This window comes from Shimia sp. Alg240-R146, assembly GCF_947331465.1.
Classification (GTDB): Bacteria; Pseudomonadota; Alphaproteobacteria; order Rhodobacterales; family Rhodobacteraceae; genus Shimia.
In genome coordinates this window covers 1,765,291-1,789,443 of sequence record NZ_CAMZOK010000001.1, presented here as the reverse complement: position 1 = coordinate 1,789,443, position 24,153 = coordinate 1,765,291, and the positions used below count along the sequence as shown (strand labels likewise).

Sequence of the window (24,153 nt, the reverse complement as noted above, 5' to 3'; positions counted from 1 at the left end):
TGCTCTGCCTTTTCGGCTTAATTCGATGTCAGCGTTATATCAGCAAGCTCCGCAGGTTCAACTTGCGGCCGCAGTCCCAACAAGGGCGCCACCCGCGAAATCATTTCTGCAGCCACCGGCACAGCGGTCCACCCCGCCGTGCGACGCGGCTCGGTACCAGAGGTCTCCACCGGCTCATCCAACGACAGGATCAGCACGTATTTCGGGTCGTGTGCAGGGAACATCGCAGCAAAGGTCGCGATCACCTTGTCTTCATGGTATCCGCGCCCGTTTTCCTTCGGTTTGTCCGCTGTGCCAGTTTTGCCGCCGACGGCATATCCCGGCACTTCACCAAAGGACGCGGTACCTTCGCTGACCACTTTGCGCAGCATTTTACGCGCAGCGGCCGCACTGGTCTCGCTCATCACGCGCGGTCCGTTTTGCACCCGATCATTTTTCAGAATAGTCGGTTTGACCTGTGTGCCGCCATTGGCGATGGCCGCATAACCAGCCGCCAGATGCAGCGGGCTCGCCGACATGCCGTGCCCGTAAGAGATCGTCATGGTCGACAGTTCCGACCAATTCTTTGGCAATAGTGGCTGCGCACCTTTCGCTTCGACCAACTCCACTGGGGTTGGCTCAAAGAAACCAAGATCCTTGAGGAAAGATTGCTGACGTGCACCACCAATCATCTGCGCCATTCGCGCGGTGCCAATGTTGGATGACTTCACAATCACCTTCGTAACCGACAGTTCGCGACCATAGTTTCGGAAATCGCGGATCTTAAATTTGCCCCAGCGCAACGGCCCTGCGGTGTTGATCAGGGTTGAGGGATTGCTCAATCCCAATTCCATCGACTGCGCCGCTGTGAAAATCTTGAACGTCGAGCCGAGCTCATAAAGCCCCTGCACCGCACGGTTGAACAACGGGCTGTCAGCCGCCTGCCCCGATGTAAGCGGAACCGGCCGGTCATTGGGGTCAAAATCCGGCAAGCTCACCATCGAGATCACTTCGCCAGTGTGAACATCCATCAAAACCGACGACGCACCTTTGGCGTTCATCAACTTCATGCCGCCGTAAAGCACCCGCTCAGAGGCATCCTGAACCGTCAGGTCCAGCGACAGCGTCAGCGCCCGCCCACCGTTGGCCGGATCCCGCAGCACTTCGTCAAAGTACATTTCGACACCAGCAACACCCAACAACTCGGCCGCATGCACGTCCTCATCGCCAAACGTCGCTCCGCCCAGCACATGGCCCGCCAACTGGCCGTTGGGATAAAGCCGCATCTCGCGGTGCCCGAAATTCAGTCCGGGATCTCCGATGTCATGCACAGCTTGTTTTTGCTCTGGGCTCAGCTTTTTCTTGACCCATAGAAACTTTCGCTTGCCGGTGAACTGTTTGATCAGCCGGTCTTCGTCCAGATCAGGAAAAATCGCCGCCAGTTCGCGCGCGACGCGCTCCTTATCAATCATATGCGGTGGCTGCGCATAGATCGCATGGGTTTCCAGATTGGTTGCCAGAATGCGGCCTTTGCGGTCAACGATATCGGCCCGCTCCGCCTGAATATGGCTCGCACTATAAATGCGGCGCGGCTCGGTCGCGTCGGTCATCCCAACCGCCCCCATGCGCATACCAACCGTACCGAAGGCCGCCATAAACAGCACTGACATCACCAAAAGCCGTCCCTCTGCGCGGGCACGGCCTTTGTTTTGCATCTCTTCGTGACGTTCCCGCAGGTTGGCGCGCTCAATCGCTTCGGCGCTTTCTCCATCTTGGCGCGCTTTCAGGATCGATGCCAAAGGGCGTAGCGGTTTACGGATCATGGCCGCACCTCATCAGCGAGAACTTCCGTCGCGTTTTCAATGCCTTCCATAACATCGTCCTCAGGATATCCCACCTGTTCAACGATCCCGAATTGATCCGGGCGCAGAGGCAACAATTGCAAGTCGTCGTAGTTGATTTCCGCAAGATCCCGCAATCGGTCCGGCCGGTTGAGATACGCCCATTCCGCCCGCAACACAGCCAACCGCGCTTGCGCGTTGCCAATTTGACGCTCGAGCTTTTCCGTCTCGGAGATCATGCGCTGCGTGCGATAGTTTTCCTGATAGGCCCAAACCGACACGGCAATCACCGCAATCACGGTCGCGATAAACATGATGGTACGCATTACTTTTTGCCCCCAACCGTCGGCATTCCGATGGCTCTGCCGCTCACATCCCCTGACGGCGCATCAGTGCGCCGTGCAACACGCAACTTGGCCGACCGCGCCCGCGGGTTGTCATCCAACTCCTCCGGATCAGGCCCCACAGCCTTTCGTGTCACCAAGGTAAACGCTGGCGTTTCTTTTTCTGTTTCCGGCGCATAGCGGTTGACGTTGCCCTGTTTTCCCGCCCGCGCCTGCAAGAACCGTTTCACCATTCGGTCTTCGACAGAATGAAACGTCACAACCGCCAGCAGACCGCCGGGTTTTAGCGCCCGCTCTGCCGCCATCATACCGCGAAACAGCTCGCCATATTCATCATTCACCGCGATCCGCAGCCCCTGAAAGGACCGCGTCGCAGGGTGACTCTGTCCAGGCTTGGCACGTGGCAAACAGCTTTCGACAATCTCTGTCAGTCGCAATGTGTTGGTGATCGGGTCTTGCGCCCGCTCGCGGACAATCGCCTTGGCAATCCGCCGGCTCGCCCGTTCCTCGCCATAGTGATAGAGAATATCTGCAATCTCAGCCTCGGTGGCCTCGTTCACAATATCTGCCGCAGACATGCCATCCTGGCTCATGCGCATATCGAGCGGCCCGTCTCGCATGAACGAAAATCCGCGCTCCGCCAGATCAAGCTGCATCGAACTCACGCCCAAATCCAACACGACCCCATCAAGGCCCTGCGCGTATTCATCCATCTTGGAGAACACGCCCTCAACCATTTCGATTTTGCCGTCGTAGTCGCCAATCCAGGGCGCCGCCATTTCAAAGGCCAGCGGATCACGATCCACGCCGATAACTTTCTCGGCCCCGGCCTCGATCAATCCACGACTGTAGCCGCCGGCACCAAACGTGCCGTCCAGCCAAACACCGGAAACGGGGGAAACTTCACGCAGCAGTGGGGCCAGAAGAACCGGAATGTGAGGACGCGATGAACTCTCTTGCGCGCTCATCGTCAGAAATCCTCGTCCCCGTCCAGATAAATGGACGGATCAGCATCCGGATCGAAATCATCATCCGCCTCAAGCGCTTCCGCCTCAGCAGCCTCATAGCTTTCAGGGTTCCAGATCTCGAACGTGTCGCCCTTGCCGGCGAAAAACGCCATGTCATCAAGGCCGATCTTGTCACGCTGTTCTTTGGGCAGGACCAGACGGCCGGTGTCATCTACCGAAACTTCGATCGACTGCGTCAAATACAGTTTGCTCAGTGCGAGACGTTTCTTGGAACCACGTGGCATCTTCATGATGCGGCTCACAACGTCGTCCATCGCCTCAACGGTAAAGCACTCAAGGAAATGCCGAGTGCGGCCACCGTAGACGATCATAATGTTGGGGTTTTCACCGCTTTTCCAGTCAGGGTCACCAGCTTCAAGCACGCGGCGAAACTTAGCCGGAATTGACATCCGACCTTTCGTATCAACCTTGTTGCGGCTCTCGCCTCTGAACATAAGCGCCACGATGAATGGCCCTTCTCATTGCCTAACTTGGTGCGGAAACGAAACGGCGGATTGATCTGCTGCCACTGATCAATCCGCCATCCTCGTCCCGCTTTTTGCGGGTGTCCAGCTGCGCGCGCCACCTGGGGGGATGTTCTGTTCGCCCGCGCGCCGGATCTCTAATTTCGATGAAGGCGGGGCCTGTATGAAACCTGCTCTTGGGATTTTTTATTCGGGGTCGTTTGGCGCCCCTTAACTCCCGTCCTCATCATGCTTATAGGGATGCCATGGGAATTTATGGAAATCAATAGGAATTTTCACCACGCACGACAAAATGTTGCTCCCAAGGCGCCTGAAAAACAAGATGATGTGCCGAAAACCCAAAGACGAACACCACATATGGTTAACATCTCCCACATTAACCCAACATATCGACAAATTCACCTCTCACAATGGCAGCGCCATATTTCCCATAAAATTTTCCAATCCCGGAAGAATTCGGCCTTCTAGAGCGATTCCCACGCGGGACACTAGCCATTTCCCCAAACAATCCCGCTCCTCTCGCCTCATTTCCCATAAATTCCCAACAAGACGATCTCCGGGCCGGATCCCGTGTCATTTGAACGTCACCGAACAACCCGTCCTTTCACTTGCGCCGGTCGCTCGGCTGATTAAACTGTCTGCTAAGAATCTTGAGGCGCGATAAGCAAAGATATGGGCCAACACGATCCCAAAGCCGTCGCAACAATGTTGCGCAAGTCCACCAAGACCGGATCCCGCGTTCAATTTGCGGCGTTGCCTTACCGGATGCACAAGGGCAAACCCCAAATCCTGCTGATCACTTCGCGCGGCACCAAACAATGGCTGCTTCCCAAAGGATGGCCGATGGCCAACTTCAAGCCTCACAAAGCGGCGGCTCAGGAAGCGTGGGAAGAAGCCGGCGTCATTGGCAAAGCCCACAAGCGTTGCATCGGCATTTATACGTATCGAAAATCCCGCGGCATCCACCGGGGCAAAAAGTTCACGGTGCTCATCTACCCGCTGGAGGTGACCAAAAGCGTCAATGCCTTTCCGGAACACGGTCAACGTCAACGCAAATGGTTGACCCCGAAAAAGGCTGCCAAACGCATCCTGAATCCCGATCTCGCGAAAATCGTGCGTACGTTTGATTGCAAACACATCGACTGATCCGCTTGATCCCGCCCCTCCCCGGCCATATGTTCGCTCAACACACCGACACGGCACACTCTGTGATGCAGGCATGATCAATTACACGTTAAAATGCGCCAACGACCACCGGTTCGACAGCTGGTTCCAATCCGCCGACGCCTTTGACAAGCTCAAAGCCGCAGGCATGGTGACCTGTGCGATCTGCGGAGACAGCCATGTCGAGAAGGCGATGATGTCGCCGCGCGTGCGCCCTGCCCGCACAGCCGCCACCGCCAAGTCGTCACAAGAGCCTGCGCCAGCAGAACCAGCGGCCGCCTCGCTGTCGCAACCCGCCACCGAGGCGGAGGTCGCACTGAAAAAGTTGCGCAAACAGGTGGAAGATAACTCAGACTACGTCGGCAAGGATTTTGCCGCCGAAGCCCGCGCCATGCACGAAGGCACCACACCCGGACGCGCCATCTATGGTGAGGCCAAACTGGAAGACGCCAAAGCGCTTGTCGAGGATGGCGTTCCGGTGGCGCCCCTGCCCTTCAATATCGGACGCAAGACCAACTGACTTTTCCCAAACCAAATTCGGAGACCTCCCATGCATGTTGTCATCACAGGCGCCAATCGCGGCATTGGACAGGCGCTCGACCACCGGTTTCGCGATTTGGGACATGAAGTCACCGGCACCGCCCGCGCCGAAGATGAATTCTTGCGACTGGATGTGACCTCTGCTGACAGCCAGGCCGCGATGGCGCACGCGCTGGATGCAAAACCGGTCGATCTGCTGATCTGCAACGCGGGCGTCTACTTGGACAAATCCCAAAATCTGGCGGACGGCTTCCCGCCGCAGATGTGGGCTGACAGCTTTGCCGCCAACGTGACCGGCGTGTTTCTCACTGTACAAACGCTTCTGCCAAACTTGCAGTTGTCCGAGGCCCCGAAGATCGCGATCATTTCATCTCAAATGGGGTCGGACACCCGTGCACCAGGCGGCTCATATATTTATCGCGCTTCCAAGGCGGCCGCGCTCAATCTGGGGCGAAATCTGGCAACAGACCTCAAGAAAATCGGAATTGCCGTGGGCATTTATCACCCCGGGTGGGTCAAAACCGATATGGGCGGGGATGCCGCCGACATCACGGTGACAGACTCCGCGCATGGATTGGCAGACCGCTGTCTCGCGCTCTCTCTGGACACAACAGGCTGTTTTGAAACCTGGGACGGGCGCCAGCACCCTTACTAAACCAACAACGCACTCCCGCCCCTTCGGGTTGGGCCCGGCTCAGCTGCGCTGAGCCTGTTGCGCCCCGCATCCCCCGCCCGAAGCCAAGGCCGCCCCCATCTCCCTTTGCCAAATGCCACGCGCTGCCCTATATCGCGGCCATGAGCCAGTCTTCCAGCAATCCGCCCGACCTTCGCCCTGACCTCGCCCGCGCCTCGCTCGCAGGGGATTCCCGCACGTCCACGCGGCCGGGACAGCCAACCATCGGCATGGTCAGCCTCGGCTGCCCCAAAGCACTGGTCGACAGCGAACGCATTCTCACGCGACTGCGCGCCGAAGGCTACGGCATCTCGCCCGACTATGCCGGCGCGGATGCAGTGATCGTAAACACATGCGGATTTCTTGACAGCGCCAAAGCCGAAAGCCTTGAAGCCATTGGCGAGGCCATTCAGGCCAACGGCAAAGTCATCGTCACCGGCTGCCTCGGGGCCGAACCGGAATATATTACCGGCACCCACCCCAAAGTGCTTGCTGTCACCGGACCGCACCAATACGAGCAGGTGCTTGATGCTGTGCATGGCGCAGTGCCGCCCGCGCCGGACCCCTTTGTAGACCTGCTGCCCGCCTCAGGTGTGCGCCTAACGCCACGCCACTTCAGCTATCTCAAGATTTCCGAGGGCTGTAACCACAAGTGCAAGTTCTGCGTTATTCCCGATATGCGCGGCAAGCTTGCCTCCCGCCCCGTGCACGCCATCCTGCGCGAAGCGGAAAAGCTCGTTGAAAGCGGCGTCAAAGAGCTGCTGGTGATCTCGCAAGACACCTCGGCTTATGGTCTGGACCGCAAGTATTCCACCCACCCATGGAAAGACCGCGATGTGCGCAGCCACATCACCGATCTTGCGCGCGAGCTTGGCCAATTCGACGCGTGGGTGCGCCTGCACTATGTCTACCCTTATCCGCATGTGCGTGACTTGATCCCGCTGATGGCGGATGGGTTGATCCTGCCCTATCTGGACATTCCGTTTCAACACAGCCACCCCGACACGCTGAAACGCATGGCGCGCCCCGCCCATACCTCCAAGACCCTGACCGAGATCGCCGCATGGCGAAACGCTTGCCCCGACATCACCCTGCGCTCGACTTTCATTGTCGGTTATCCGGGTGAAACCGAGGCCGAGTTCCAGCACCTGCTGGATTGGATGGACGAAGCCCAACTCGACCGCGTGGGGTGTTTTCAATATGAAAACGTCGCCGGCGCGCGCTCAAACGCTCTGCCCGATCACGTGCCCGCAGAGGTGAAACAGGACCGCTGGAACCGTTTCATGGAAAAAGCGCAGGCAATCTCCGAAGCCAAATTGGCGCAGAAAGTCGGTCAGATCATGGATGTGATCATCGACGACATCGATGAGGACGGCATCGCCACTTGCCGCACCAAAGCAGACGCGCCAGAAATCGACGGTAACCTGTTCATTGACGAAGACACCGCTGGCCTAAACGTCGGCGATATCGTCGCCGTCGAAGTGGACGAAGCGGGAGAGTATGATCTGTGGGGACGCCACCTGCGTAAATCATGATCAAGGACGGCAACACCGATAACAAATAGGTGCCAACATCATGACGACAGAAACCCGTGTGCTCTTTAACGCTGATTGCCCCATCTGCAATGCGGAAATCTGCCACTATAAGGCGTACGCCGAAGACAGCGGTCTGGAAATAGGGTTTGATGATTTGAACTCCGACGCGTTGGCGGCGTGGAACATCGACGCAGACACAGCGGCGCGGCGCCTGCACGTCGTCCACGAAGGTCACCTGTTCGCCGGCATTCCGGCCTTTCTTGTGCTTTGGAAAGAAATGCCCCGATACAGAACGCTCGCCAAACTCGTTGGCCTTCCGGGCATACGCCAACTGGCGTCAATCGGATACGACTACATTTTGGCGCCGCTGATCTACCGTCGCCACCTTTGGCGTCAGAAATCCGGCAACACTTCACTGTAGCCCGACACCGGATCAAACTATTTTCGTCAACGCCTGCAGTACGTCCGCGTGGCAACAAAACCCGGGCGCTTGGGCACTTTTTGTGCAGCCTTCGCTCAACCACGATTGACAGTCTTCAACATAAGGACAACTCCGGCACCGCGTTACCATTTCCGCATAGTCTGTCGCACTCAATGCGTCGCAAGCCATCGCCTCAGACAGGCTTACACCCAGCGTTCGAGCCATCGAACGGGTCAACCAAAAATGCGTCGCCGGGTCTCCAAGAAAGGCAATCTGCGCAGTCATGCGTCTCCTCCTGTCGCTGCTGCCAGCTCCGCCAAACGCACACGGTTCAAACAGGCCTCTGGAATTTCCACAGGTGTCTCACGACACCCGCGCGTCAAAAACCGGGCACACCCTTCGTCCCAATCACAGCTCCGGCACCTTGTGACAATTCCCGCCCATTCTTCTTGGGTCAATTCGCCGGTTTTTGCAGCACTGACCAAGTCTGCTCCAGCAGCCTTTGCCATGCCATGCACCTTCATAAGGTGCTCATTCACATCACCCAGTGGTTTCATATCAACGTCTCGCTAATGCGGTTAAACAGGTCCTTGTTTCGGCAAAATGGCGGCAATCCATGCGCCTTGTTCTCCGCAGTGAGGCGCCAGGTTTCACACGTGTCCGGCAAAGGACACCGCATGCATCTCTCAACCGCCTGCTCGATCTCTCTCACTTCCAGCGCGCCACAAAGGGCAGCTTCCTGAAGATCCATGCCAATCCGCTTAGCAGCCTCGTCCATCAAGGCCACGTGGCGTCTCAGTTTGGGGATATGGGGCATCGCACTCTCCTGCAAAGACAGGAGAGGGTCTAACACGATGGTTTTTTGAAACCCTTGATATGGGTCAACTCAGCTCTGCGAAATAGGCCGCGACACAATCCTGCACTCGGCGAAACCGATCTCCGCCCAACTTCACGCCGCCATACCAGCGCGTCACCACCACAAGATGCCCTGTCAGCTTCTGCCGCTCCAACATGCGCACAATCACCAGACCCGCGCCGCTTTCCCCATCGTCACCCTTAAGTGGCGTGCCATCCGCAAAAACGACCCCCCATGTATTGTGGGTCGCCTTGGCAAACTTCTTGTTTTTCTTCAGTGATTTCAAAAAAGCGTCGACGTCGGCGCGTCCACTCACCGGCCCGCCCGACACCGCGTATTTTGAGCCGCGGTCGCTGACCACATTCAATAGTTGCAACATCCTCAGAGCTTGGCCGCCGTCTCTTTGACTATTTTCATACGCGACGCGTTGGGCGGATGTGTGCCGAGGAACTGATCGCCGGGATCAGGGATGCGCGCAAAAAACTCCGCGCCGCGCACCGGATTGAACCCCGATTTATGCGCAATCACAGTGCCCAGCGCATCCGCCTCTAGCTCAAAATTCTTGGAGTAAGCCCGTGAGCCCACCTGCGCACCGGTGTTCACAGCCATGTCCAGCAAACTGCCTTCCGCACCCGCCGCGGCAGCCGCAACCCCAATCAGGATCGCGCCGAGCGCTGCGTTGTTCTGGGTCTTGCCGATGTGGCCGGCGATATGGTGCGCCGCCTCGTGGCCCATCACAAAGGCCAGCTCATCCTGATTGCGGGTCTGCGCAATCAACGCAGGCGTAAAGATGATCAGCGGACGCCCCGTTTTGTCCAGCGTTTGATAAGCATTGGCTGGCAAATTGGGCCGCTCATCCACGGAAATCTTGTAATCACAATTTGTGCCTTTTGATGTCCGCGCGCGGCATTCGCGTTCTGCCACACTCTCCATTCGGGCCGAGATCGGTGCCAATTTGGATTTGGCCTGTGACAGCGATATCGACTGAACTGATGTTTTTGCCGGGGTTTGAGATTGTGGGGTCGGTTGCGTGTCTGTTGTCGTGCTGACGCAACTCGCCAGCGCCATCGCGCCGCAAACAAACAACGGTTTCAAACCACTCTGAGCAAAAGCCATACCTTCCTCCCCGAAAACTACAAATCCCAAACTATGCCCACAGGTGCCAAGGTTCCAGTGGGAAAACCTTGCGCTTTGTCTCATCCGCGCTACGCTGTCCATATGTTCAGCATCGAGCACGAATTTGATTCAACCGTCGTCACCCTCGTGGATGAGGGGGCACAGCCACTTGGCGAAGATATCGTCATCAATATGTTTGAGGATTGTGTCACCGTCGAACAGTTCGACGCCCGCACCGACACGATGCAAAAGATCACCCTGTCGCTCCATCAGGTCCAAGATCTCGCCGCCGCGCTGGATCTTCCCGAAGGTGTCTACATGATCAATCGCGACGACTCCTAGCGCGACACAACCCGAAACACTTTGTCTCGCGCAGTGTCGCCCCGGATCAGCTTCAAGCGCGATTTCGCGATGCCGATTTCTTTTGCCAACAGCTTCATCACCGCCGCATTGGCCTTGCCCCCCTCCGGCACCACGGTCACGTAAACGCGTATGCCGTCGTCTTGCACGACCACCGCATTTCGCGACGCTTTGGGCGTCACGCGCACTGCAATTTCCGTGCCAATCGCAGCCAAAGCGGCCAGCTTTCCCGCCATACGTCATCCATCAATTTACAAAACCCGCAACACGGGCAACAGTGTCGCCAAATCATCTGTGAGCGAGGACACTATGGCCACCGGTTTCTTTTTTGACGAACGCTGTTTCTGGCACAGCGGCGGCAACTATGCACTGACCCTCCCTGTCGGCGATCTGGTGCAACCTTTGGCCGCCGGTGGTCTTCCCGAAAGCCCGGAAACCAAACGTCGCCTCAAAAACCTGTTAAACGTCAGTGGCTTGTCCGAGGAACTTGACCTGCGCAGCGCGCCCTCTGCGGATCGCACGGCACTGGAACGGGTCCACCCTGCCTCTCTGCTGGACCGTTTCAAAGAAATGTCTGACGCAGGCGGCGGCGAAATCGGTCTGCGCACCCCGTTTGGCAAAGGGGGTTATGAAATCGCCGCCCTCTCAGCTGGCCTTGCTACCGAAGCCGTCCGCGCTGTCGCCACAGGTGACCTGCAAAACGCCTACGCGCTGTCCCGCCCACCCGGCCACCATTGCCTGCCCGATTGGCCCAACGGATTTTGTTTGCTTGCCAATATCGCGATCGCCATCGAAGCCGCCAAGGCCGAAGGTCTGGCGCATCGCGTTGCCGTGCTCGATTGGGACGTGCACCACGGCAACGGCACCGAAGCGATCTTTTATGACCGTGACGACGTGCTGACGCTATCGTTGCACCAAGAAAGAAACTACCCGCTCGACACCGGCGATCTCGAACATCGCGGCACGGACGTGGGTCTGGGCTATAACATCAACGTGCCCCTGCCCCCCGGCGCCGGCCACAACAGCTATCTGCACGCGATGGAGAAAATCGTGTTGCCTGCGCTTGCCGACTTCAAGCCTGACATGATCATCGTCGCCTGCGGGTTTGACGCCTCCGCTTTTGATCCGCTCTCGCGTATGCTGGCCACCGCTGACACCTTCCGCCAGATGACCAAACAGGTCATGGCCGCCGCTGCTGACCTCTGCGACGGCAAGTTGGTTCTGGTGCACGAAGGCGGCTACTCCGAAGCCTACGTGCCGTTCTGCGGCCATGCGGTCATCGAGGAACTTGCTGGGTCCTCTATCACGGCCCCCGACCCGATGGCGGCCTCTCTCGCCATCCGCCAGCCCAACCCGCGTGTCGAGGCTTTCTATGCCACTTTGATTGATGAAATGGCTGATTTCTTTGCAAAACCTCCTCAAGATGGTTGAAAATCCGCTGGAAAGCACTGACCTAACCCGCAACGTTCTTGAGGGAGACATATATGCCCACCCCTAATCCAGCGGCTCTGGAATTTCTGCAAACGCGCCGCTCACGGCCGGCCAAGACGCTCGTCGCGCCTGCCCCCACCCGCGCAGAGCTTGAACCGCTTTTGCAGGCCGCCCTGCGCAGCCCCGACCACGGCAAGTTGGAACCCTGGCGGCTGATTGTGTTGACCGGTGCCGGGCTTGATCGGTTGGCCACACTGGCACAGACACGCGGCGCAGCGCTTGGTATGGACGACGACAAAATCATCAAGGCACACGCGCAGTTTGCCAACGCCGATTTGGCAGTAGCCGTGATCGAGGCGCCGGTGATCTCCGAAAAAGTACCTGAAATTGAGCAAACCTACTCCGCCGGAGCTGTCTGCCTGCAATTGCTGAACGCCGCTCTGGCAGCTGGTTGGGGCGCCAACTGGCTGTCTGGCTGGGCCAGCCATGACCGTGCCTTTGTCGAAGAAGGTCTCGACCTTACACCTCGCGAAAAAGTCGCCGGTTTCATCCACATCGGCACGGAAAAAATCGCCCCGCCGGAACGCCCACGTCCGGACATGGAGACCAAGGTCACATGGCAATCACAGTAGTCCTCGGCTCATTCACCGCAGCCCTTAGCCAACTCGGCGACCCTCGGTTCCGCCGCGTGATGTTCAAAGGTGTCGGCCTTTCGATCGCCTTGTTGGTTGCGGTCAACTTTGGGTTTTTTCATCTTATTTCGTGGCTTGGCGGAGTTGCCGAGACTCAGGACTTCTTTGGCAACTTCAGTTGGGTTTTGAACATTTTCACTGGCACTGCCATCGCGGGAATGCTTGTTTTGTCCTTCTTTCTCATGATGCCCGTCGCCTCTCTCTTCGCCTCCATCTTTCTGGACGAAGTGGCCGCTGCGGTAGAGGTGCGGCATTACAGCCATTTGCCTAAAATGGCCAACGTGCCGTTTTCAGAGGGTCTGAAAGACGGCGTGAATCATTTTGGCGTTGTTGTTTTCGCCAATGTCGTGGCGTTGGTGATTTATGCCTTTTTTCCACCCTTCGCCCTGTTCATCTTCTGGGGCCTGAACGGGTTTCTGCTTGGGCGGGAATACTTCACCCTCGCCGCCATGCGTCACTTGGGACGCGATGGCGCCAAACGGTTGCGCAATAAACACGGCGGCACGATCTGGCTTGCCGGCACTCTGATGGCGATGCCTCTGTCGATCCCACTGATCAACCTTGTAATACCGATCTTAGGCGCGGCGACCTTTACCCATCTGTTCCATCGACTGGAGCCTCAATCGGCGACATCCGGTTGAACCAGTCCAGATCCCTCACCGAGATCACGCCTGATGTGATGATGAGAACAAGAATGGCTGTCATCACCGCCGCCGCCAGCGTGGTAATCTTGGCTTTGGTCTTCAGGTAATGATGCTCCGGCGCGCCTGCTTGCGTGCCGGGCATCACCTTGCCCAAATCACCTTGGGTTTGCAGGCGGATCGGGATCACGATCAGAAAGATCATGAACCAGCAGACCGCAAACAACACCAGCACAGATGTAATACTCATATCATTCCCTTCTGATCACCCCACGCGGATACACAGGGCGCAGCAGTTTGGTTCTTATACCTGTTCCAGCTCGACCAGACAGCCGTTGAAATCTTTGGGATGCAGGAACAACACGGGTTTGCCGTGTGCACCGATCTTGGGCTCGCCATTTCCCAGCACCCGCGCGCCGGTTTCTTTCAGATGATCCCGCGCCGCGATGATGTCATCCACTTCATAGCAGACGTGGTGCATACCACCGGCGGGGTTCTTTTCCAGAAACCCATTAATCGGGCTGTCATCGCCAAGCGGATACAGCAATTCGATTTTGGTGTTGGGCAGCTCGATAAACACCACGGTCACGCCATGATCCGGCTCATCCTGCGGCGCGCCAACCTTGGCGCCAAGCGCGTTGCGGTATTGCGCTGATGCGGCCTCAAGATCGGGCACGGCAATCGCGACGTGGTTCAAACGTCCAATCATGGTTTCCTCCAAAAAAATACGGGTCTCGTGTTGGCGCTTCTTATGCGGTGCAGCAGGTCTTGGTGCAAGCGGCACAGGGTCGCGCCCGCGTTAACGTCCCGTTAGGTACGAATCTCTAATGTCTATCGCGAATCCATTTATCTGTCAGAACGTCAGGAAACCAATATGAACGACCCGCTGCCGCTGTCGCCCTTGTTTACTCCTACGTCGCAACGCCCTTTGCTGGGCATTGCCGTGCTTGTTGTTGAGGACAGCCGTTTTGCCTCCGACGCACTGCGCATGATGTGTGTGCGCTCCGGTGCCCGCATCCGCCGCGCCGATAGCCTTTCCGCCGCGCGCCGCCATCTTAAAACCTACATGCCCTCGGTGGTTATTGTCGATCTCGGCCTGCCTGACGGCTCCGGCACCGATCTGATCGAAGAACTTGCACAAGCCACCCCACGGGTCGATGTGCTTCTGGCAACCTCTGGTGATGATTTTTCTGAAGATACCGCAATGGCCGCTGGTGCAGACGGGTTTCTGACCAAACCGCTCGCCGGCTTGGCGCAGTTCCAGTCCGAAATTCTGTCGCGCCTGCCTCAGGAACGTCAATTTAAAGGCCCACGTGCCTTGCCAACGGATGTGGTGGATCCTGATCCTGTCGCTCTGCGTGATGACCTGCTGCACGCCTCGGACACCTTGTCGACCTATCCTGACGACAGGGAGGTTGTAGACTATGTGGCGCAGTTCCTCTCCAGCATTGCCCGCAGCGCGCGTGACGAGGATCTTCTTGGCGCGGTGAAGTCGGTTGGCGTCACGCATCACTCCGCGGGTCAACTTTCCCAAAACGTGGCGACGCTAAGCGATCTGCTAAAATCCCGCCTGCAAGAACCGGTGGTGATCTAAGCGCGCCTAAAGCGTCGGGTCATCTGCGGCGCGCACCAACCTCGTCAGATCCGACAGCCGCTCGCGCTGTTGACTTGCTGCGTCGAAGTTTCCGGGGGACAGCCACAACTCGAAAGCTTCCCGCAACGCGGCCCATTCCTTATCGATTGCGGCGAACCACGCAGTGTCGCGGTTGCGACCTTTATAAACAAGCGCCTGCCGGAAAATGCCCTCGTAGGACAATCCCAGCCGTTGCGCCGCCCGACGCGACGGCGTGTTGAGCGCATCGCATTTCCATTCATAGCGCCGATACCCGGCCTCAAAGGCCCATTTCATCATCAGAAACATGGTCTCCGTGGCCGCGACAGTGCCTTGCAGGCGCGGCGCAAAATTGATGTTGCCCACTTCGATCGAACCCGCCTCGGGCTTGATCCGCAAATAAGACGCAACGCCGCCATAAGCGCCGACCTGTTTGTCATAGATCGCATAGAAATACGGGTCTTGCGCCGACACCGCTTCGCGCATCCAGCGGTGATACTGCGCAGCGGAATTGAACGGCCCATAAGGCAAGTAGTCCCAAACCGCGTCTTCGCCCTGATAAGCCCGAAACAAAAGCGCCGCGTGTTTTTCCGCATCCAACGGTTCCAAACGGGCGTACCGACCTTCCAGAATGTCACCTCTCGGGGCCGGCGGCGGGGTCCAGTTCGGCACCGCGAAGCCCACAGGTCTCGCGCCTTTACGCTGGTCTGTCATGCGGGCTGCTCCTTGGTTTTCAACAATTTGTCGCACAAAGGATGGCCCCTGCCAAGATGGCAGACCAAAGCCCGCTCAGGCCAGCAAGCGGGGATCGTCGCCCAATTCTATGCCGGGGAAGACCTCGGTTTCCAACAGGCTCCGCTCCAGTCCAAAACTCGATCGCAAGGCCCAGGCTGCCCAGCGCCGCACATCATCTGTCGGCATCAGATCACGACGCTTATAAAGTGCGGCCTCGTCCATCCCTGGCCATTGCCCGTACACGCCCGACTTGCGCAGCGCACCGCCCGCCAAAACCATCGCGCCGCCTGTGCCGTGGTCCGTGCCCTTCGTGCCGTTTTCCGCAGCTGTGCGGCCAAATTCGGTCATCGCCACCACGGTTGTGCGTTGCCACGCCGCCGCGCCCATGCGGTTGTGCAGCGTCAACAGCGTGTTTACCAATCGGCGAAGTGGCGTCCGCAAGGTGTTGCTCTGCCGAAAATGTGTGTCCCATCCGCCAAGCGAGAAACAGGCGATCCGCGCATCCTCGCGCAACCTGTCCGCCGCAAACTCCGCCACCCGAACATGTGCCCCCCGCGCGCCCTTGCCTGCGGGGTCCATCATCATGTCCATCGCCTCTTCCAGCTCGGTGGCATCCATTGTTCCTTCGCCGCTCTTACTGGCCAATCCCATTGCCGTCGCCATCGCCGCCGACATCTCCGGATCACCACGCAGGGTGTTTTGCATCAAGGCAACGCCCTGCTGGGACAGGATAAAATCAACATCCGGCGACCAGCTTGTGATCTCTGCGTCTCCGCGGCTCAACAACATCGGCTCGGTTCCGATTGCATAGGCTGTCTGCACGTCCACACCTTTCATGGTGCCGATGGCGCGATTGAGCCAGCCATCCCGCACCCCGTCGCCTTCGATCGAAGCGATCCCTGCTTCCAACAGGTCTTGCCCGTCAAAATGGCTGCGTTTGTCACGATAAGGCGTGGACACTGCGTTCACGAAAGCCAGCTGCCCAGCCTGCCATAATGGATACAGCGGCGCGCACTCAGGATGCAGCCCAAAGCCCCCCTCCAGAGGGATTTCTCCCTTGTTTCCCGCCGACAGTGTGGGCCGCAGCACCGGCAAAAGCGCTTCTTGGCGGGGTCGCAGCAAATCCAGCCCGTCCAAGCCACCACGCAGCACGATCACCACCAACCGATTGTCGGTTGGCGCGGCCGCAAAGCTCACCGGCGTCAGCAAAGGCGATGCTGCCACGGAACAGCCAATAGCCGCCCCCTGCGTCAGAAAATTTCTTCGTGTCAGTCTCTTAGACATTTCGCGCCCTCTCCGACATCGCCTTACATCCGTTGAAACGCTGGGGACATCAGCACGAGCGCCACGCCCTCCCGCCGGCTTTCTGCGGCTTTGGCGGCAAACAATACTTCCTTCGGAACGTCTTCGCCCAACACGTCCAGCACAAACCGCCGCGGGTCCGGCAAAGGCCGCGCCAGATCCACAGGCGCCGACAAGCTCCATTGCAACCGCGCCGCCAAACCCTGCGGGCTCAACCAATGTCCGTCGGTTTCCGAAAATCCGTCCGGCCCCAGCGGTTTTCCCAACGGCTGCCCCATAGTGCGCAGCGGCGCGCCGACATACCTCTGTAACCCACCACCCTGCAGCGCTTCCAGACGGGCAACCGGCACCGCCAACCCGCGCAGGGCCGAGCACAGAAATGTCATCGGCTGTTTGAAATTGTGCCGCGCCACCTGCCACGCAGCTGGATGGCGCAACATTGCTTCTGTCATCGCAGACAGATCCCCGTCAGTCTCCAAATAGGCGGCTTTCATCGACGCCACCAAGTCCGTATCGGGCGTGTCGGCTACAAAATGCACCGCCATTTTTTGCGCCAAATGCGCCGCCGTGTCAGGATGCACGGCCAGATCGCGCAGCACCGCCTGCACGTCCTCCAGTTTTGCCCGTTCCGCGCCACCGTAACTGCGCCCCAACACAGTTTCCGCCCCCGGCTCCGCTCGGCGTGGTTCAAACTGCAACGCAATGTCAAAGTTCGCCCGCACACCTGTCAGTAACTTGGCCAGCTGGCGCACATCTTTTTGCTCATAAGCCCCGCCAACGCCCAGCGTGTGCAGCTCAAGAATTTCGCGCGCCAGATTTTCATTCAATCCGCGTTCTTGCTTGGGCCGTTGTTGTGCAAACGGACTGTTTGGCCCCACCGAAGCATTCTGATCCAGAAAATGCAGCATCATCGGATGCAACACCGCCGCTTCCAACAAGTCAGCGAACTTTCCGCTTATATAAGGTCGGATCGCCGTCTCAGCGTAATGAGCCTCATTGGTGCGAAAACTATAATTTTTGCCTCTTGCGGCAAAGTGGTCGGCCCAAAAATCCACCAGCCGCTCCCGCAGCCCGTCCTCCGACCAAACCCGCCGCAAAACACCCTGCGCCGTCCATCGCAAAATCTCCGGCCGGCTGGCTTTCTTAAACGCCTCAAACGCCGCATGCTCCGGCCCGTTGTCCCGACCCGCTTTTTGCGCCTTGCGTCGTGCCCGCTGCAATTGGCGAATTTCGTCGGTAAGCGCGTGAACGTCCGAAACAGGCGGCAAAGCGAATTGCTTCGCAGCGCGATCCCGCCCTCGCAGAGCGCGCAACATCGCATTTACAGATTTTGGCGGGGCGATTTCCGGCGACAGCCCATACCCAAACCGATGGGCAGCCAAGGTGGAAGAAAAAGACATGACGCGTACCAGTAAAAAAATTCGCTGACCCCAGTCTACGCGAAACCATATCTTGGCAAAGTCAGAAATTCGTCATCACGCGAAGTTTGCAGCTTTCCGCCACCCCAAGCAAAAAGCCGCCCTCAAGAGGGGCGGCTTTCAGCTTTAGTCAAAAAAAGCAGCGTCAGTCCTGCGGAATGACCCGCAGGCTCAGCTCCATCAACTGATCCGGAGCAGGCTCGCTCGGGGCATTCATCATCAGATCTTCAGCACGCTGGTTCATCGGGAACAGCATCACTTCGCGGATGTTCTGCTGATCTGCCAGCAGCATCACGATGCGGTCCACACCAGCAGCACACCCGCCGTGGGGCGGTGCACCATAAGAGAAGGCTTTGTAAAGCGCGCCAAACCGGCTTTTCACTTCGGCCTCATCGTAGCCTGCAATCTCAAACGCTTTCAGCATCACGTCCGGCTTGTGGTTCCGGATCGCACCCGACACCAGTTCGTAACCGTTACATGCCAGATCATACTGATAGCCCAAGACTTTTAATGGATCACCATTCAACGCGTCCAAACCGCCCTGCGGCATCGAGAACGGATTGTGCTCAAAGTCGACCTTGCCGGTCTCCTCATCTGCTTCATAAATCGGGAAGTCCACGATCCATGCGAACGCAAACCGGTTTGTGTCCGTCAGGCCAAGCTCATCGCCAATCACGTTGCGCGCACGCCCCGCAACCGGTTCAAACGCCTTGGGTTTACCACCCAAGAAGAACGCCGCATCGCCGACTTTCAGACCCAGCTGCTGACGGATCGCCTCTGTGCGCTCCGGACCAATGTTCTTGGCCAACGGACCAGCGGCCTCTTCGCCCAGCACAATTTCACCGGCTTTGATCTTGGCATTCACCTCTTTGACAGAGACCCCCTGCTCCTGCGCGATGGTGTCCGCGGACTGTTTGCGCCAGAAGATATAGCCCATGCCGGGCAGCCCTTCTTGCTGTGCGAATTTGTTCATGCGGTCACAGAACTTACGCGACCCGCCTGTGGGCGCTGGAATGGCGCGCACTTCGGTGCCTTCCTGTTCCAGCAACTTGGCAAAGATCGCAAAGCCGGAACCGGCGAAATGCTCGGACACGACCTGCATCTCGATCGGGTTGCGCAGGTCGGGCTTGTCCGACCCATACTTCAACGCGGCCTCGGCATAGGGGATCTGCGGCCAGCTTTCAGGCGCGTCCACTTTGCGGCCACCGCCGAATTCCTCAAAGACACCCGCCAGAACTGGCGCGATCGTGTCAAAAACGTCCTGCTGCTCCACAAAGGACATTTCCATATCGAGTTGATAGAAATCTGTGGGCGAGCGATCCGCACGCGGGTCTTCATCACGGAAGCACGGCGCGATCTGGAAATACTTGTCAAAGCCCGCAACCATCATCAGCTGTTTGAACTGCTGTGGCGCTTGCGGCAGCGCATAGAATTTGCCGGGGTGAATACGCGACGGCACCAAGAAATCGCGCGCACCTTCAGGGCTCGATGCGGTGATGATCGGCGTCTGATACTCGCGGAAGCCGTTGCCCCACATACGTTTGCGCATGCTGGTCACAACATCCGACCGCATGGTCATGTTCTGCTGCATCTGCTCACGACGCAGATCAAGGAAGCGATACTTCAGGCGGGTCTCTTCAGGGTATTCCTGATCACCAAACACCAGCAGCGGCAGCTCGTCAGCCGCGCCCAGCACTTCGAGATCACGCACAAAGACTTCAACCTCACCGGTTGGGATCTTGTCGTTCACCAGATCGGCGTCACGGGCTTTGACGTTGCCGTCAATGCGGATACACCACTCGCTGCGCACCTTTTCCATGTCCGCAAACACCGGGCTGTCGGGATCGCACAAAACCTGTGTGATGCCATAGTGGTCGCGCAGATCGACAAACAGGATGCCGCCGTGATCGCGGATGCGATGCACCCAGCCGGACAGGCGGACGGTCTCGCCCACGTTGGATTTGTTCAGGTCGGCGCAGGTATGGCTGCGAAAGGCGTGCATGTGCGGGCCCTCTTTCAGGGTGAATTACTACAGTCGCGCCGATACACCTGTTTGAGCCGCCAAAGTCAAGCCAACAGCCCGCCAAAGTGGCTCAAAACGGCCTGATCACGGTGCCGGATCGGAAAAACACGCCCAGCCCCGTACAAAAGCCGATTGCGATCCCATGCAAGAAGCATCCAAAGCCTTCGTCACGGCCTCATTTTGTGCGTCAGTGTTCCGGACAGTTTCATCTGGCCGGGCGAATCTTCGGGCCGCCACCCCGTCTATTGCATGGCCCAATTTCGGCACGTCCACGTGTCTCGACGCCCAAAAAACAAAGAAACCCCCCAAAATACCTCTCCTAATGCGATCCCTCTTGCGCCTTTCTTTATGATCCGTATAACCCACGACAATTTGCGCATACGGCGACAACTGCCCGTCGCCTCCAAGCCCGAGGTCCACCATGCCAAAAAGAACAGATATCTCCTCGATCATGATCATCGGGGCTGGCCCCATTGTGATTGGCCAAGCCTGCGAGTTTGACTACTCCGGCGCTCAGGCATGTAAGGCCCTTCGAGAAGAAGGCTACCGTGTCATTCTGGTGAACTCCAATCCCGCCACGATCATGACAGACCCCGACATGGCGGACGCAACCTACATCGAACCGATCACCCCCGAGTTTGTCGCCAAGATTATCGAAAAAGAACGCCCCGACGCGCTCCTGCCCACCATGGGCGGGCAGACCGGTCTCAACACCGCGCTCGCGGTTGAGGAAATGGGCGTGCTCGAAAAATTCGGCGTCGAAATGATCGGCGCGGACCGTGACGCCATTGAGATGGCCGAAGACCGCAAGCTTTTCCGCGAAGCCATGGACCGGCTTGGCATCGAAAACCCGCGCGCCTCGATTGTGACAGCACCGAAACGCGACGACGGCTCGACCGACCTTGACGAAGGCGTGCGTCTGGCGCTGGCAGAACTCGAAGACATCGGTCTTCCGGCGATCATCCGGCCCGCCTTCACCATGGGCGGCACTGGTGGCGGCGTGGCGTATAACCGCGAAGACTACATGCACTTCTGCCGCACCGGCATGGACGCAAGCCCCGTCAACCAGATCCTTGTCGATGAATCGTTGCTGGGCTGGAAAGAATTTGAGATGGAAGTGGTGCGCGACACCGCCGACAACGCCATCATCGTCTGCTCCATTGAAAATGTTGACCCGATGGGCGTGCACACCGGGGATTCCATCACCGTAGCCCCGGCGCTTACGCTGACCGACAAAGAGTATCAGGTCATGCGCAACCACTCGATCGCGGTTCTGCGCGAAATCGGCGTGGAAACCGGCGGCTCCAACGTGCAATGGGCGGTGAACCCTGCTGACGGCCGCATGGTTGTGATCGAAATGAACCCGCGTGTGTCGCGCTCGTCCGCTTTGGCCTCCAAGGCCACTGGCTTCCCGATTGCGAAGATCGCTGCGAAACTGGCTGTCGGCTTCACGCTGGACGAGCTCGACAACGACATCACCAAAGTGACCCCTGCGTCCTTTGAGCCGACAATCGACTATGTCGTCACCAAGATCCCGAAATTTGCCTTCGAAAAATTCCCCGGCGCCGAGCCATATCTGACCACCGCGATGAAATCCGTGGGCGAGACAATGGCCATCGGCCGCACAATCCACGAGTCCTTGCAAAAAGCTCTGGCCTCGATGGAGAGCGGGCTAACAGGATTTGACGAAGTGGAAATCGAAGGCGCCGACGACACCTCGCTTGGCCGCGCCATGGTCATCAAAGCCATCAGCGTCGCCACCCCGGACCGCATGCGCACCATCGCGCAGGCCATGCGCCACGGTCTGACCAACGAGGAAATCCACGACGTCACCATGTTTGACCCGTGGTTCCTTGACCGCATCCGCGAAATTGTCGACGCCGAAGAAGACGTGCGCGCCAACGGACTGCCCGTGACCGAAGACGGCCTGCGCCGCCTCAAAATGCTGGGCTTCACCGATGCCCGCCTCGCCACCCTATCCGGCCGCGACGAAGACAATGTGCGCCGCGCCCGCCAGAACCTTGGCGTGACGGCGGTCTTCAAACGCATCGATACCTGTGCCGCCGAGTTTGAGGCGCAAACACCTTATATGTACTCCACCTACGAGGCTCCGATGATGGGCGATGTGGAATGCGAAGCGCGGCCATCGGAACGCAAAAAAGTTGTGATCCTTGGCGGTGGCCCGAACCGTATCGGCCAGGGTATCGAGTTTGACTACTGCTGCTGTCACGCCTGCTATGCGCTGACCGAGCAGGGCTATGAAACCATCATGATCAACTGCAACCCCGAAACCGTGTCCACCGACTATGACACATCGGATCGCTTGTATTTTGAACCGCTGACGTTTGAACACGTCATGGAAATCCTGCGCGTCGAACAGGACAACGGCACGCTGCATGGCGTGATCGTGCAGTTCGGCGGCCAGACACCTCTGAAGTTGGCAAACGCGCTGGAAAACGAAGGCATCCCGATCCTTGGCACCACGCCAGACGCCATCGATCTCGCCGAAGACCGCGAACGTTTCCAAGCCCTCGTGAACGAACTTGGCCTGAAGCAGCCCAACAACGGCATCGCCTCCACAGACGCCGAGGCACTTGCGATTGCCGGCGACATCGGCTTCCCGCTGGTGATCCGCCCGTCTTATGTGCTGGGTGGCCGCGCGATGGAAATCGTACGCGATATGGCGCAACTGGAACGCTACATCGCCGAGGCTGTGGTTGTGTCCGGCGACAGTCCGGTCTTGCTCGACAGCTACCTTGATGGCGCCGTCGAGCTCGACGTGGACGCGCTCTGTGACGGCACAGACGTGCACATCACTGGCATCATGCAGCACATCGAAGAGGCCGGCGTGCACTCCGGCGACAGCGCCTGTTCGCTGCCGCCCTACTCGCTGGACAAGGACATTATTGTCGAGATCGAGCGCCAATCTCATGCGCTCGCCATCGCGCTGAATGTTGTGGGCCTGATGAACGTGCAGTTCGCCGTGAAAAACGGCGAGATCTACCTGATCGAAGTCAACCCGCGCGCCTCGCGCACTGTGCCGTTTGTGGCGAAATCCACTGACAGCGCGATCGCCTCGATTGCCGCGCGCATCATGGCGGGCGAAAAGCTCGCCGACTTCCCGAAACGCGCGCCCTACAAAGAAGGCGACACAACCAAGGATCAACCCATTGCGGATCAGATGACGCTGGCCGATCCGAACATGCCGTGGTTCTCCGTCAAAGAGGCCGTGCTGCCCTTTGCCCGCTTCCCCGGCGTGGACACCATCCTGGGGCCGGAAATGCGCTCCACCGGCGAAGTCATGGGCTGGGATCGCAGCTTCCCGCGTGCCTTCCTCAAGGCGCAGATGGGCGCTGGGATGCACTTGCCAGAGTCCGGCAAAGTCTTCTTTTCGATCAAAGATGCCGACAAAACACCGGATCTTGTGGAGACTGCACAGACCCTGATCGGCTTGGGCTTTGGCATCGTCGCGACCCGCGGCACAGCCTCGTTCCTCAACGGCGAAAACATCGCCTGTGAGACCGTCAACAAAGTTTATGAAGGCCGCCCCAACGTGGTCGACATGCTCAAAGACGGTCAAATTTCGCTGGTGATGAACACCACTGAGGACACGCAAGCCGTTGAAGACAGCCGTGAAATCCGCGCTGTCGCGCTTTATGACAAGATCCCTTACTTCACCACCGCCGCCGCCAGCCACGCCGCTGCGCAGGCCATGCAGGCGATGCGCGAAGAGGATCTGGAAGTGCGCAGCCTGCAAGGCTAGCGCGCCCACAAACTTAAATACTTCAAAAAGCCGGGTGCATCGCGCCCGGCTTTTTTGCACGGTGACCTCAAATTTAAGAAAACTTTGAGACTAAGCTGCACGTCTTTTTTCAGGTTTCTTAGAATTTGAGCCCCGATCTTGCCTGATATCCAAAGTGGTTTTAGCCATCGTTAACCAACGACTTCTAGGGTCTCTGCGGATCGAAAGGCGCACGA

General features: G+C 58.2%; 27 protein-coding genes. 11 read left to right on the top strand and 16 right to left on the bottom strand.

Annotated features, from left to right (window positions below; genetic code table 11):
- Window positions 1-17 precede the first annotated feature (17 nt).
- Genes PG871_RS08645 through mraZ form a run of 4 tightly spaced genes read right to left on the bottom strand, consistent with a single transcriptional unit; the run spans window position 18 to window position 3,626 of the window.
- Complete coding sequence (locus PG871_RS08645) at window positions 18-1,802, bottom strand: peptidoglycan D,D-transpeptidase FtsI family protein (protein ID WP_270728376.1); 1,785 nt, start codon at window positions 1,800-1,802, stop codon at window positions 18-20.
- Window positions 1,799-2,146 carry a cell division protein FtsL gene (gene ftsL, locus PG871_RS08640; RefSeq protein WP_270728374.1) on the bottom strand — a complete coding sequence of 116 codons (348 nt, stop codon included), beginning with the start codon at window positions 2,144-2,146 and terminating at the stop codon, window positions 1,799-1,801. The genes PG871_RS08645 and ftsL overlap by 4 nt, the downstream gene beginning before the upstream one ends.
- Window positions 2,146-3,132: a 16S rRNA (cytosine(1402)-N(4))-methyltransferase RsmH gene (gene rsmH / locus PG871_RS08635; RefSeq protein WP_270728372.1), complete on the bottom strand. Its 987-nt coding sequence runs from the start codon at window positions 3,130-3,132 to the stop codon at window positions 2,146-2,148. Before rsmH ends, ftsL begins: the two co-directional genes overlap by 1 nt.
- Before the next feature lie 2 nt (window positions 3,133-3,134).
- On the bottom strand, window positions 3,135-3,626 hold the full coding sequence (mraZ, locus tag PG871_RS08630; protein ID WP_270728753.1) for a division/cell wall cluster transcriptional repressor MraZ: 492 nt from the start codon (window positions 3,624-3,626) through the stop codon (window positions 3,135-3,137).
- A 702-nt stretch (window positions 3,627-4,328) separates the two neighbouring features.
- On the opposite strand from mraZ, the gene PG871_RS08625 reads away from it, so the two are divergent.
- The 5 genes from PG871_RS08625 (at window position 4,329) to PG871_RS08605 (ending at window position 7,989) form a co-directional block, all read left to right on the top strand.
- Window positions 4,329-4,802, top strand: coding sequence for an NUDIX hydrolase (locus PG871_RS08625; protein ID WP_270728368.1), 474 nt, complete (start codon window positions 4,329-4,331; stop codon window positions 4,800-4,802).
- Window positions 4,803-4,875: 73 nt separating this feature from the next.
- Window positions 4,876-5,340: a DUF1178 family protein gene (locus PG871_RS08620; RefSeq protein ID WP_270728365.1), complete on the top strand. Its 465-nt coding sequence runs from the start codon at window positions 4,876-4,878 to the stop codon at window positions 5,338-5,340.
- Window positions 5,341-5,370: 30 nt separating this feature from the next.
- Complete coding sequence (locus tag PG871_RS08615) at window positions 5,371-6,015, top strand: SDR family NAD(P)-dependent oxidoreductase (protein ID WP_270728364.1); 645 nt, start codon at window positions 5,371-5,373, stop codon at window positions 6,013-6,015.
- 140 nt (window positions 6,016-6,155) lie between these two features.
- Complete coding sequence (gene rimO, locus PG871_RS08610; protein WP_270728363.1) at window positions 6,156-7,568, top strand: 30S ribosomal protein S12 methylthiotransferase RimO; 1,413 nt, start codon at window positions 6,156-6,158, stop codon at window positions 7,566-7,568.
- Window positions 7,569-7,608: 40 nt separating this feature from the next.
- Complete coding sequence (locus tag PG871_RS08605; protein WP_270728362.1) at window positions 7,609-7,989, top strand: thiol-disulfide oxidoreductase DCC family protein; 381 nt, start codon at window positions 7,609-7,611, stop codon at window positions 7,987-7,989.
- Window positions 7,990-8,001: 12 nt separating this feature from the next.
- Here PG871_RS08605 and PG871_RS08600 read toward each other — a convergent pair whose 3' ends face one another.
- From PG871_RS08600 to PG871_RS08580, 5 genes are all read right to left on the bottom strand, one after another.
- Complete coding sequence (locus tag PG871_RS08600; protein ID WP_270728361.1) at window positions 8,002-8,274, bottom strand: DUF6455 family protein; 273 nt, start codon at window positions 8,272-8,274, stop codon at window positions 8,002-8,004.
- Window positions 8,271-8,546 (bottom strand): DUF6455 family protein, encoded by a 276-nt coding sequence (locus tag PG871_RS08595; protein WP_270728359.1) that lies wholly within the window; start codon window positions 8,544-8,546, stop codon window positions 8,271-8,273. The genes PG871_RS08600 and PG871_RS08595 overlap by 4 nt, the downstream gene beginning before the upstream one ends.
- Entirely contained in the window at window positions 8,543-8,806 is a 264-nt protein-coding gene (locus PG871_RS08590; protein WP_270728356.1) for a DUF6455 family protein, read from the bottom strand. Before PG871_RS08590 ends, PG871_RS08595 begins: the two co-directional genes overlap by 4 nt.
- A 64-nt stretch (window positions 8,807-8,870) precedes the next feature.
- Window positions 8,871-9,224, bottom strand: coding sequence for a YigZ family protein (locus tag PG871_RS08585; RefSeq protein ID WP_270728354.1), 354 nt, complete (start codon window positions 9,222-9,224; stop codon window positions 8,871-8,873).
- Window positions 9,225-9,226: 2 nt separating this feature from the next.
- The gene (locus tag PG871_RS08580) at window positions 9,227-9,961 is read right to left on the bottom strand and encodes a M48 family metallopeptidase (protein WP_270728351.1); all 735 of its coding nucleotides are present in this window, start codon (window positions 9,959-9,961) and stop codon (window positions 9,227-9,229) included.
- A gap of 102 nt (window positions 9,962-10,063) precedes the next feature.
- Here PG871_RS08580 and PG871_RS08575 point away from each other — a divergent pair, with 102 nt between their 5' ends.
- Window positions 10,064-10,303 (top strand): hypothetical protein, encoded by a 240-nt coding sequence (locus tag PG871_RS08575; RefSeq protein ID WP_270728348.1) that lies wholly within the window; start codon window positions 10,064-10,066, stop codon window positions 10,301-10,303.
- Here PG871_RS08575 and PG871_RS08570 read toward each other — a convergent pair.
- Window positions 10,300-10,557, bottom strand: a complete 258-nt coding sequence (locus tag PG871_RS08570; RefSeq protein ID WP_270728345.1) for a DUF167 domain-containing protein — start codon at window positions 10,555-10,557, stop codon at window positions 10,300-10,302. The two genes, PG871_RS08575 and PG871_RS08570, sit on opposite strands and share 4 nt — an antisense overlap.
- Before the next feature lie 73 nt (window positions 10,558-10,630).
- Between PG871_RS08570 and PG871_RS08565 the strand changes: the two genes are divergently transcribed.
- From PG871_RS08565 to PG871_RS08555, 3 genes are read left to right on the top strand one after another with little or no spacing between them, the layout of a single operon-like run.
- Window positions 10,631-11,752 carry a class II histone deacetylase gene (locus PG871_RS08565; protein WP_270728751.1) on the top strand — a complete coding sequence of 374 codons (1,122 nt, stop codon included), beginning with the start codon at window positions 10,631-10,633 and terminating at the stop codon, window positions 11,750-11,752.
- A 53-nt stretch (window positions 11,753-11,805) separates the two neighbouring features.
- Window positions 11,806-12,384 carry a nitroreductase family protein gene (locus tag PG871_RS08560; protein WP_270728344.1) on the top strand — a complete coding sequence of 193 codons (579 nt, stop codon included), beginning with the start codon at window positions 11,806-11,808 and terminating at the stop codon, window positions 12,382-12,384.
- Window positions 12,369-13,085, top strand: a complete 717-nt coding sequence (locus tag PG871_RS08555) for an EI24 domain-containing protein (RefSeq protein WP_270728342.1) — start codon at window positions 12,369-12,371, stop codon at window positions 13,083-13,085. Before PG871_RS08560 ends, PG871_RS08555 begins: the two co-directional genes overlap by 16 nt.
- Here the strand turns inward: PG871_RS08555 and PG871_RS08550 are convergent.
- Window positions 13,036-13,335, bottom strand: a complete 300-nt coding sequence (locus PG871_RS08550; RefSeq protein ID WP_270728340.1) for a DUF1467 family protein — start codon at window positions 13,333-13,335, stop codon at window positions 13,036-13,038. The genes PG871_RS08555 and PG871_RS08550 overlap by 50 nt on opposite strands.
- A gap of 54 nt (window positions 13,336-13,389) precedes the next feature.
- A complete protein-coding gene (mce, locus tag PG871_RS08545) occupies window positions 13,390-13,794 on the bottom strand; it encodes a methylmalonyl-CoA epimerase (protein ID WP_270728337.1) in 405 nt (134 codons plus the stop codon).
- Window positions 13,795-13,959: 165 nt separating this feature from the next.
- Here mce and PG871_RS08540 point away from each other — a divergent pair, with 165 nt between their 5' ends.
- Complete coding sequence (locus PG871_RS08540; RefSeq protein WP_270728335.1) at window positions 13,960-14,679, top strand: response regulator; 720 nt, start codon at window positions 13,960-13,962, stop codon at window positions 14,677-14,679.
- A gap of 6 nt (window positions 14,680-14,685) precedes the next feature.
- Here PG871_RS08540 and PG871_RS08535 read toward each other — a convergent pair whose 3' ends face one another.
- The 4 genes from PG871_RS08535 to aspS form a co-directional block, all read right to left on the bottom strand.
- Window positions 14,686-15,411, bottom strand: a complete 726-nt coding sequence (locus PG871_RS08535; RefSeq protein ID WP_270728332.1) for a GNAT family N-acetyltransferase — start codon at window positions 15,409-15,411, stop codon at window positions 14,686-14,688.
- A gap of 75 nt (window positions 15,412-15,486) precedes the next feature.
- Window positions 15,487-16,716, bottom strand: a complete 1,230-nt coding sequence (locus PG871_RS08530) for a DUF1501 domain-containing protein (RefSeq protein ID WP_270728331.1) — start codon at window positions 16,714-16,716, stop codon at window positions 15,487-15,489.
- 23 nt (window positions 16,717-16,739) lie between these two features.
- Window positions 16,740-18,134, bottom strand: a complete 1,395-nt coding sequence (locus tag PG871_RS08525) for a DUF1800 domain-containing protein (protein ID WP_270728330.1) — start codon at window positions 18,132-18,134, stop codon at window positions 16,740-16,742.
- Window positions 18,135-18,297: 163 nt separating this feature from the next.
- Window positions 18,298-20,154 (bottom strand): aspartate--tRNA ligase, encoded by a 1,857-nt coding sequence (aspS, locus tag PG871_RS08520; RefSeq protein WP_270728328.1) that lies wholly within the window; start codon window positions 20,152-20,154, stop codon window positions 18,298-18,300.
- Window positions 20,155-20,596: 442 nt separating this feature from the next.
- On the opposite strand from aspS, the gene carB reads away from it, so the two are divergent.
- Window positions 20,597-23,938, top strand: a complete 3,342-nt coding sequence (gene carB / locus PG871_RS08515; RefSeq protein ID WP_270728325.1) for a carbamoyl-phosphate synthase large subunit — start codon at window positions 20,597-20,599, stop codon at window positions 23,936-23,938.
- The last annotated feature ends 215 nt before the right edge of the window (window positions 23,939-24,153 follow it).